This window comes from Cupriavidus sp. 86D6 (assembly GCF_057815095.1).
Genome location: NZ_JBYPSB010000018.1, coordinates 98,899 through 108,193, shown reverse-complemented (window position 1 = coordinate 108,193; position 9,295 = coordinate 98,899). Strand labels below are relative to the sequence as shown.

Here is a 9,295-nt window from a genome sequence, read left to right as displayed (position 1 = left end):
GTGCGGACTACCCGTGTGAAAGTAGGTCATCGCCAGGCTCTTATACCCAGAACCCCCAAGCCCTTAAAGCTTGGGGGTTTTGCTTTGGCGGGCGTGAAACGCAGCCCTAGCGGAACTGGCGTCGCCCGGAGAGATATCGCGGCCCGCTCTTGCTAAGCGATTGTCTCTTTGGCAATTTGCCACTATCATGGTGGCAAATGCCGGAGCCCGCCATGCAGACCATTGCCTTCCGCCCTACGGGCGCGCAAGCGCCTTACGAGCGTTACCTCGATCGATTAAGTGTTTTTTTGAGCACAAAAGTGCGCACGGGGGCGGACCTTGCCACCCTGGCCAACGATCGGCTCCCGGTCGATATTCTGGAGCGTCTGCTGGAGGCCGGTCTGTCGTGGGAAGAGATCACGTTCATCATTCCCCGCCGGACGCTCAGTCATCGCCGTGAAAAAGGCCAATCCCTTACCGTCGAAGAATCGGACAAGGCTATTCGCCTCGCCCGGATCCTGGCTCAGGCTGCCAACACCTTTGGCGACATGGAGCGCGGTCTGCGTTGGCTGCGGTCCAGGCAGCAGCGGCTCGGCGGCATCGCCCCGTTGTCGTTGGCCGGAACCGAGCAGGGTGCCCACCTTGTCGAGGAGCAATTGGTGCAGATCGACGAGGGGTACTTTGCCTGATGATCCTTTGGCGAATCAGTAACTATGCCGATCTCAAAGGTGTTGGCGGATTGCGGGCGGGAGGGCGCTGGCATTTCCCGGGCCAGCCCGTTGTGTACCTGGCCGAGCATCCGGCACTAGCGTTCCTCGAGGTGCTGGTTCACCACGAAGTGTCGCGGATCGAGGACCTTCCCACGAACTATCAACTCTTGAAAGTCGAGATTGATGACGCAGTGGCGGTGGCCAACATCCCGGACCTGCCACAAAACTGGAAGGAAGACGCGAGTTGGTCGAAAAACGCCGGGACCGAATGGCTCTCCGTCCGATCCAGTCTGCTCCTGAAGGTGCCGAGTGTCCTGGTGCCCTACGCGTCGAACTATCTCTTCAATCCGGCTCACCCTGACGTGACGAAGGCGCGGATCGTTGAAGCGCAGCGGGTCGAGCATGATCCGCGCATTCTGTCGTTACTGTCGGAACCGCGGTCTTGAAGTCGGTATGGGTCCGGCTCAGCGTTCCCAGACAACCGGTACTTTCGCGGAACATGCGGTGATCTTGCCCAGCCAATTCCGACTGGTGGTCAGCTCCACGCGACTGTCGTCCACGGGCGCGAGCTTCCGGTTCCAACGATCGGCAACGCTCGTCGCCACATTGCCGGCCGCCGCCTTGCACTCGGCCGCCGCGGTGCTGCGTAGCATCGTGAATTGCTGATATCTGTGGTAGACCAGCAATGTGAACCCGTCCGGCGAGTACTCGGTCGCATATTCCGTCGACATATCGTAGGTCGATAGTTGGCGACCAGTATTGGGACCGGTATGGGACGGCGCTGTTGTCGTGCAGGCCACCGACAGCAAGCAGGCTGTTGCCGCCGGAATCGTTAGAAATCTCACCGTCCAACCGTTTTTCTTGTCCATAGTGCCGCGTGCCCGAGTATGCGTGCTGGTTTTGCGGCAGGATGGTACCAAAAAAATGCGGGCCCGAAATTCGGGCCCGGCTCCTGGATGCTTGTGCGGGACGTTCCGTGCTCGGGGCCCCAACGGCGGAGGCGCCGCCTTCGCTCAACGGTCGAGAAATGCCCTGAGCTTGTCAGCCCGGCTGGGATGCTTGAGCTTGCGCATGGCCTTGGCTTCAATCTGACGGATGCGCTCGCGGGTCACGTCGAATTGCTTGCCGACTTCTTCCAGCGTGTGCTCCATGCTCGTGTCGAGGCCAAACCGCATCCGAAGGACCTTCGCCTCGCGCGGCGACAGCTCATTGAGGGCCGAGTCGATCTGTGCGCGCAGCCCGGCCATGATGGCGGCGTCAGCCGGTGAGCTCACCGCGTCATCCTCGATCATGTCGCCGAGCGTCGTGTCGCCCTCTTCACCCACCGGAGTTTCAAGTGAAATGGGCTGCCGCGCAATCTTGAGCATCCCCCGTACCTTTTCCTCGGACAACTCCATGCGTTCCGCGAGGACCGCCGGGTCGGGTTCCTTCCCGGTCTGCTGCAGGATCTCGCGCGAGATGCGGTTGAGTTTGTTGATGGATTCGATCATGTGGACCGGTACCCGAATCGTACGCGCCTGGTCGGCGAGCGCCCGCGTCACGGCCTGACGGACCCACCAGGTGGCGTACGTGGAGAATTTCCAGCCGCGCCGGTATTCGAACTTGTCCACCGCCTTCATCAGGCCGATGTTGCCCTCCTGAATCAAGTCCAGGAACATCATCCCCCGGTTCACGTACTTCTTGGCGATGGAAATGACGAGCCGCAGGTTGGCTTCGATCATTTCCCGCTTGGCCTGCCGCATTTTCAGCTCGGCGGCGCTCATCTGGCGGTTGATCTGCTTGAGTTGCTGCAGCGGCAGCGCGACCGTGGCTTCGATGTCGATCAGTTTCTGCTGGCCGGCCTGAATGGCAGGTAGATGCCGTTCGAGCGCCGGGCCAAACTGTTGCGACGTCGCCGCGGCGCGATGTGTCCATTCCAGGTCGGTTTCGTTGCCCGGAAAGGACTGGATAAAGGCCTCACGCGGCATTCCGCACCGTTCGACGGCGATATCCAGAATGCTGCGCTCGATGGTCCGCACCTCGGCTACCTTGTTGTGCACGCTGGCGCACAGGCTGTCGATCATTTTGGCCGTGAAGCGGATCGGCGCCAGTTCGCGCTGGATGTCCTCGCGCACGCGCGCAATGGCGGCGGCGCGGGCCTCGCCTGTGACGGGGCCCTCGGGGAGCTGTTCGAACAGCGCACGGACGCGTGCAAAAATGGCCAAGCTGTCGGTCGTCAGCTGTTCAAGACGGGCAGTGTTCGCTTTTTCAGAATCGCCGCCACCCGCGTCCTCGTCTTCATCGTCGGACGCCTCCTCGGCGTCGTCCGAGGCGTCGGTGTCCGCATCGTCGGCAACGGCCGCGGCGTCATCGGAGATGTCGCCATCGCCCGTGGCGTCGCCATCGGTGGGTTCGCTGATGCCGTCGACCAGTTCGTCGATGCGCAGTTCGCCAGCGATGATGCGGTCCACATCGGCCAGGATCATGGAGACGACGGAAGGACACGCGGCGATAGCCTGGATCATGTCCTGCAGGCCGCTCTCGATGCGCTTGGCAACGGCGATCTCGCCGGCGCGGGTCAGCAATTCGCTGCCACCCATCTCGCGCATATACAGCCGGACGGGATCCGTGGTGCGACCAAATTCCGAATCGACGGTCGAGAGTGTCGCTTCCGCTTCCTCATCGGCCTGGTCGTCAGGCGTCGTCGTGGCGGCGTCGTTCAACAGGAGCGTCTCGGCATCCGGCGCCTGTTCGTACACGGCTACGCCCATGTCGCTGAACGTGCTGACGATGGTGTCCATCGCCGCCGGCGTCACATTGTCCGGCAGATGGTCGTTGATATCCGCATGCGTGAGATACCCGCGTTCACGGCCGAGCGCGATCAGCGCGCGCATCTGGCCCTGACGCTCTGCGTCCTGTCGGGCGATGGACGCCTTGTCCGACAGCGGGCCAGCGGCCTGGCTCTTGCCTGCGGGCCGGCGGCGGGAGGGCTTCGCACCGGCCGGGTTCAAGCTGGACGGTTCAAGGTCGCGATCCGGATGAGTCAATACGTGCTCCTGGGCAGATGGCCGACGATTGCCGCGGCGATGACACTGGCGTTGGGCCTGCTGACCCATCGTGGAGGGCATTGCAGACCGGCAGCCGGACTGTCGAGACTAGCATGCTTCCCGCAGCCACCAGTGTGCGCAAAAAATTTGAATCGCGCATGATACTGGTCGCGGTGTTGCGGTGCAATATGTGCCGAGGCGTTGTCGCGCCGGCCAGATGCGCACGATGCGCGCTACCTGTAGATACTTCGACACCACACGACGGGATAGCGCCACCGCCTACAACTACTTTTGGCGCGCAGGAGACGCCAACTCCATGCTGTCCCAAAAAAGCAAATGAATGTCCCACTCAGGCAAGTCGGATCGCCGGGCGCTGCAGATACTGGTTGCACGGAACACCGTGAAACCACCCGCGGATTCGCGGACTGCAGGAGACAGGACAATGAAGATCAGGCAAATCACTCCGGCTATCGGCGCCGAGATTTCTGGCGTACATCTGGGCGACGCGTCGCGCGATCCGGCGCTTTTTGCGGCAATCAAGCGCGCGCTCCTTGCGCACAAGGTGCTGTTCTTCCGCCGCCAGGCGATCACCCGCGCCGAGCATGTGGCGTTCGCCGGCCGCTTCGGCCAGCTGGAAGACCACCCGGTAGCGGGCAGCGACCCGGAGCATCCGGGACTCGTGCGCATCTACCGGAGCGACAACCCACACAGCTACGAGAACAATTACCACTGTGATGGCCTGTGGCGTCCCAATCCCGCCATGGGTGCGGTACTGCGCTGCATCGAATGCCCCGAGATTGGCGGCGACACCATCTGGGTCAACATGGTCAAGGCCTACGAGGAACTCTCCGAAGATATCCGGCAGAAGATCATCGGCCTGCGCGCGAGGGCGAGCATCGAGCACAGCTTCGGTGCCGTCATGACCGCGGAGGCGCGGGCAAAGCTGGTCGAAGAACATCCTTCCGTCGAACATCCGGTGGTGCGCACCCATCCCGAAACGGGCGAGAAGATCCTGTTCGTTGGAGCGGGCTTCACCACGCACTTCACCAACTACAGCACGCCGGCCAATGTGCGTCACGGCATCGACAAGGCACCGGGCGCTGCCTTGCTGCTCAACTACCTGATCAGTCGCGCCACCATTCCCGAGTACCAGGTGCGTTGGTCCTGGCAACAAGGCGATGTCGCCGTCTGGGACAACCGGTGCACGCAGCACTACGCGCTGAACGACTACTGGCCTGCGCCGCGCAAGATGGAACGCGCCGGCATCGTGGGCGACATCCCCTATTGAACCGACGGCGCGCTCAAGTGCCCTGACGCATCCTGGCGTCCCGGAAGCCATTACCTGGAGCATCGACATGCATTTTCTCGACGGTCACCTGTTTCCCGAAAACCAGCCGCCTCTGATCATTACCGCCGCACCTTACGCACCAGGCTGGCTGCCTTCGGACTTTCCCGAAGATATCCCGCTCACCATGGACGAACAGATTCAGAAAGCCGTGGATTGCTATCGAGCCGGCGCGACGGTGCTGCACTTGCACGTGCGCGAGCTCGACGGCAAGGGTAGCAAGCGGCTGTCCAAGTTCAACGAACTGATCGCCGGTGTCCGCGAGGCGGTGCCAGAGATGATCATTCAGGTAGGGGGATCCATCTCGTTCGCCCCCGAAGATGAAGGGCAGGCCGCCAAATGGCTGTCCGATGATACCCGCCACATGCTGGCGGACCTGGATCCCCGGCCAGATCAAGTCACAGTGACGGTCAACACGGCGCAGATGAACGTCACCGACCATGCCGAAGATGCCGACTTCCGCGGCACCTCGCGCGAGGACACGGCGCTGTTCAATGCATACAAGAATATGACCGTCCCTGCCAATCCAGGGTGGGTCGAGGAACATGTGCGGCGTCTGACGGCGGCCGGGATTCAGAGCCAGTTCCAGTGCTACAACATCAACAGCTTCGAGTCGGTCGAGCGCCTGATGCGCCGGGGGTTCTACAAGGGCCCGCTCGTCCTGAACTGGGTTGCCATCGGCGGCGGCATGGACACACCCAGCATCTATAGCCTGGCGAACTTCATGCGTGCCGTGCCGGACGGCGCGGTGGTCACGGTCGAAAGCAACGTGCGGAACGTGCTGCCGGTCAACGTGATGGGTATTGCGATGGGACTGCACGTGCGCTGTGGCACCGAGGACGTCCTCTGGAACCCACAGCGTACGGCCAAGCAAGGCACCGTCAGTCAAATCGAGCAATTGGTTCGCATTGCGCGCGAGATGGGCCGCGAGATCGCAACCGCCAGGCAGGCGCGCGAGATCTGCCAGATCGGTGTGTTCCACGATTCCGTCGAGACGTCCCTGCAAGCCAATGGCTTCGCGCCGAACCGCAACGGGGGTAGCCAGGGTTTCCTGCGCAAAACGCAATGACTAGAACGCAATGACTGGACACAGTGAGAAGACGAAGCCGATGATCAGGAGACCGTCATGCAACACAGAACCATCCGGGCGCGCCGCGCCCTCAGGCGGGCGGCCGCGCTTGGTGCGGCGCTGCTCGCCGCCGCAACTGCCGTCCATGCGGCCGACTGGCCAACGAAGCCGGTGCGGATTCTGGTGGGCGCGCCACCGGGCGGCACGGCAGACATCATCGCGCGCCTGCTCGCACACGCCTTGCAGCGCCCGCTCGGGCAACCGGTGATCGTCGACTACAAGTCGGGCGCCGCCGGCACGATCGCGGTCCAGTCCATGCTGTCGGCACCGCGCGATGGCTACACCTTCCTGCTGATCCAGAAGGGTATTGCGTCGGAAGTGCCGCTGGCCATCAAGGTGTCCTACGACCCGTTTCGCGACATCGTGCCCCTTGCGCAGCTGACGCGGCAGGGACTGATACTGGTCGGCAACCCGGCGCTGCCTGCAAAAAACCTGGCGGAGTTGGTCCGCCATATCAAGGCCAATCCGGGCAAACTGGACTATGCGAACTTTGGCATTGGTCTGCGTGGCCAGACGATTGGCGTGCAGTTCAACCAGCTGGCAGGTCTTGAGACCGGTGCCGTGAGCTACAAGGGGTCGCCCCCGGCGCTGCAGGACGTCATGGGCGGGCAGGTGCCACTGATGTTCGATGGTCCTGCTACGTCGTTGCCGTTCATCCAGTCGGGAAAGTTGCGCGCCTACGCGGTCGCCTTTCCGAACCGGATATCGGCGCTCCCCAACGTGCCGACGTTCGCCGAACTCGGCTACCCCGAACTCAATGAGGTGGGCTGGATGGGGCTATGGTCCGCGTCCGGCGTGCCGCCGGCCGTCGCCGCGAAGCTGCGCGACGCGATTCACACCGCCCTGCAGTCCCCCGAACTGCGACGCAGGATCCAGGATCTTGGCATGGAGGCCGGCACGGCAGCCACCCCGGAAGAATTGGCCGCGGATGTTCGCGCGTCTTATGAGCGCCAGGGCAAGTTACTCCGCGCCATGCATTTCACGGCGCAATGATGCGGGAGCACAGACAATGAGAGCAGCACGTGTATGGCCGGGTGCCGAAGGTGGCCTGCTGGTCATCGAGGACATCGACGTGCCCACTCCGGGCAGCCAGGAGGTGCTGATTCGCGTTCGCGCGTCGGGCATCAATCTGGGCGAGATCAAGTATATGCGTGAGCATCAGACGGGCGACCCGATGACCGCTGGCGTGGAGTTTGCCGGCGAAGTGGTGGAAGTCGGCGACAAGGTCGAGGGGTGGCGGCCAGGCGACAGGGTGATGGGGCATGGCCGGGGCTGCCATGCCCAGTACGTGGTGGCATCCCCCTTCGCGCTGATGCCAGTGCCCGACGACGTGTCATGGGTCGAAGCGGCGGCGTTTCCCAACGTGTTCATCACGGCCCACGATGCGCTGGTGAGTAATGGGGAGCTGAAACCGGGCGAAACCGTGTTGATCAACGGTGCGTCGGGCGGCGTCGGCATGGCGGCCACGATGACAGCGAAAGCCTTGGGTGCGGGACGCGTCATCGTCTCGTCGCGGTCCGCGCACAAGCTGGAGCGCCTGGCGGCGTTCGGTGCCGACGTGGGTATCGACGCGTCGCGCGAAGATCAGCACGAGGCCATCATGGCGGCTACGGACCGCCGGGGTGTGGATGTCATCATTGACACCATCGGCGGCACGGTTTTCGAAGACAACGTCAGCTGCCTTGCCGTGAAGGGACGACTGGTGAACCTCGCGCGGCTGGGAGGCGGCCAGTTCGGGCGAACCGACATCAACCGGCTTTGGCTGAATCGACTCAAGCTGATCGGTGCCACGTTTCGCACACGCACGGAGTCCGAACGCCTCGCCTGCATCCAGGCGTGCGCGCGGGATCTTCTGTCGCATTTCCGCGCGGGGGGCCTCCGCTTGCCCATCGACAGGACGTTTTCCCTGGACGCCATCGCAGACGCGTATGCATATCTCGCACGCAGCGAGCATATGGGAAAGGTTGTCCTTACGGCCGACTGAGGGCGGGAGCGGGGCGGCGGCGGCCAGTCGTGGCGATGGGAGATCCCGGGCCCGGGGGCTGCTGCCGCCGCCATTGCGTGACGCTGCAGCCAAACTCCGCCCGAAACCAATGGCTGAAGCTACTTTGGTTCGAAAAACCCAGCAGGCTGGCGATTTCGCCAATCGGCTGGTCGCTCTCGGCCAGATGCCGGATCACCAGTTCCGAACGGACCTCGTCCAGCAGGCCGGAGAACGTCGTCTGGCCATCGGCGCTCAGATACCGATGCAGCGTGCGCCGATCCACCCGCAGATGGCGCGCGACCTGCTGTGCCGTGCAACGCCCGCCGGGCAGCAGCGCCATGATGAGCTCCCGGCAAGATTCGCGCGTCCCTTCGCCACGGTTCCTGAGGGCGGCTTCCAGGTAGTCTCGCGCAAGTTGTGTGGCCCCCGAATGGTCCGGCGTGCGGGGCTTCTGCAGATCGGCGCTTGCGCACACCAGGCCATTGAACGGCTGATTAAACATTGGCTTGCGGCCAAAGAATGTCTGGTGGGCAGTCAGGCTGGCCGGGGGGCGATGGGTAAAGCAGACCTGCAGCGGACGCCACTGCGGACCGATCAGCTCGCGCAGGATGCGAAACATCATGCCGACGGCCAATTCCATGGCCTGGCGGGTCGCGTAACCGGGACTTGGCAGCAAATCTTCCCGAATGATCACCGTCTGGCCGACATCTTCCACATGCGTGACGAGGGACGTGCTCAGCAGCTTCAGGTAACGGCATAGCGTGTCGAGCCCCTGCCTTGGAGAGGGCGCTTCCTTCAACACCAGGCTGATCGGCCCCAGGTTGGAGAACGTGCGGCGGGCGGCCATCTGCAACGCAAAATCTTCCCTGCCGGTGGCGTTGACGGTGGCTTCCAGCAGTTCACGCAGGGCGCTGCTCGGAATGAGGGTCTCGGGATTCTTCAGGAGCCGTGCCGACAGGCCAGCCGCGCGCAGCAAGGCCACGGGATCCTGGCCAAGCGACTCCACCAGCTCGATGTAGCCGTTGAGCGTGGCACTGCGGACGAGCCGCCCTACATTTGACATGGCGTGAACTCCACGTGGTCGGACGGAAACGAGTATGCATCAACTCGGTGTCCGGCTCA

The 9,295-nt window shown here is 63.1% G+C and carries 9 protein-coding genes; 6 read left to right on the top strand and 3 right to left on the bottom strand.

Features of this window, described 5'->3' with window-relative positions:
* The first annotated feature begins 212 nt into the window (after positions 1-212).
* Together AC3G88_RS26360 and AC3G88_RS26355 are read left to right on the top strand one after the other, a co-directional pair.
* Positions 213-668, top strand: coding sequence for an Xre family toxin-antitoxin system antitoxin (locus tag AC3G88_RS26360; protein WP_488894185.1), 456 nt, complete (start codon positions 213-215; stop codon positions 666-668).
* Positions 665-1,135 carry an RES family NAD+ phosphorylase gene (locus AC3G88_RS26355; RefSeq protein WP_488894190.1) on the top strand — a complete coding sequence of 157 codons (471 nt, stop codon included), beginning with the start codon at positions 665-667 and terminating at the stop codon, positions 1,133-1,135. The genes AC3G88_RS26360 and AC3G88_RS26355 overlap by 4 nt, the downstream gene beginning before the upstream one ends.
* Before the next feature lie 18 nt (positions 1,136-1,153).
* On the opposite strand, the gene AC3G88_RS26350 is transcribed toward AC3G88_RS26355, so the two are convergent.
* Complete coding sequence (locus AC3G88_RS26350) at positions 1,154-1,558, bottom strand: hypothetical protein (RefSeq protein WP_488894184.1); 405 nt, start codon at positions 1,556-1,558, stop codon at positions 1,154-1,156.
* Between the two features lie 144 nt (positions 1,559-1,702).
* Positions 1,703-3,562 (bottom strand): RNA polymerase sigma factor RpoD, encoded by a 1,860-nt coding sequence (gene rpoD / locus AC3G88_RS26345; protein WP_488894189.1) that lies wholly within the window; start codon positions 3,560-3,562, stop codon positions 1,703-1,705.
* 595 nt (positions 3,563-4,157) lie between these two features.
* Between rpoD and AC3G88_RS26340 the strand changes: the two genes are divergently transcribed.
* The 4 genes from AC3G88_RS26340 (at position 4,158) to AC3G88_RS26325 (ending at position 8,173) form a co-directional block, all read left to right on the top strand.
* The gene (locus tag AC3G88_RS26340; RefSeq protein ID WP_488894183.1) at positions 4,158-5,003 is read left to right on the top strand and encodes a TauD/TfdA dioxygenase family protein; all 846 of its coding nucleotides are present in this window, start codon (positions 4,158-4,160) and stop codon (positions 5,001-5,003) included.
* Positions 5,004-5,070: 67 nt separating this feature from the next.
* A complete protein-coding gene (locus tag AC3G88_RS26335; RefSeq protein WP_488894182.1) occupies positions 5,071-6,129 on the top strand; it encodes a beta-keto acid cleavage family enzyme in 1,059 nt (352 codons plus the stop codon).
* A gap of 57 nt (positions 6,130-6,186) precedes the next feature.
* A complete protein-coding gene (locus AC3G88_RS26330) occupies positions 6,187-7,182 on the top strand; it encodes a tripartite tricarboxylate transporter substrate binding protein (RefSeq protein WP_488894181.1) in 996 nt (331 codons plus the stop codon).
* Between the two features lie 16 nt (positions 7,183-7,198).
* Positions 7,199-8,173 carry a quinone oxidoreductase family protein gene (locus AC3G88_RS26325; RefSeq protein ID WP_488894180.1) on the top strand — a complete coding sequence of 325 codons (975 nt, stop codon included), beginning with the start codon at positions 7,199-7,201 and terminating at the stop codon, positions 8,171-8,173.
* Here the strand turns inward: AC3G88_RS26325 and AC3G88_RS26320 are convergent.
* A complete protein-coding gene (locus AC3G88_RS26320; protein WP_488894179.1) occupies positions 8,160-9,236 on the bottom strand; it encodes an AraC family transcriptional regulator in 1,077 nt (358 codons plus the stop codon). The genes AC3G88_RS26325 and AC3G88_RS26320 overlap by 14 nt on opposite strands.
* Between the last annotated feature and the right edge of the window lie 59 nt (positions 9,237-9,295).

Coding starts and splice junctions, on each gene's coding strand:
- AC3G88_RS26360 (WP_488894185.1), top strand. CDS start 213: ATGCAGACCATTGCCTTCCGCCCTACGGGCGCGCAAGCGCCTTACGAG.
- AC3G88_RS26350 (WP_488894184.1), bottom strand. CDS start 1,558: ATGGACAAGAAAAACGGTTGGACGGTGAGATTTCTAACGATTCCGGCG.
- rpoD (WP_488894189.1), bottom strand. CDS start 3,562: ATGCGCGCGCTGATCGCGCTCGGCCGTGAACGCGGGTATCTCACGCAT.
- AC3G88_RS26340 (WP_488894183.1), top strand. CDS start 4,158: ATGAAGATCAGGCAAATCACTCCGGCTATCGGCGCCGAGATTTCTGGC.
- AC3G88_RS26335 (WP_488894182.1), top strand. CDS start 5,071: ATGCATTTTCTCGACGGTCACCTGTTTCCCGAAAACCAGCCGCCTCTG.
- AC3G88_RS26330 (WP_488894181.1), top strand. CDS start 6,187: ATGCAACACAGAACCATCCGGGCGCGCCGCGCCCTCAGGCGGGCGGCC.
- AC3G88_RS26325 (WP_488894180.1), top strand. CDS start 7,199: ATGAGAGCAGCACGTGTATGGCCGGGTGCCGAAGGTGGCCTGCTGGTC.
- AC3G88_RS26320 (WP_488894179.1), bottom strand. CDS start 9,236: ATGTCAAATGTAGGGCGGCTCGTCCGCAGTGCCACGCTCAACGGCTAC.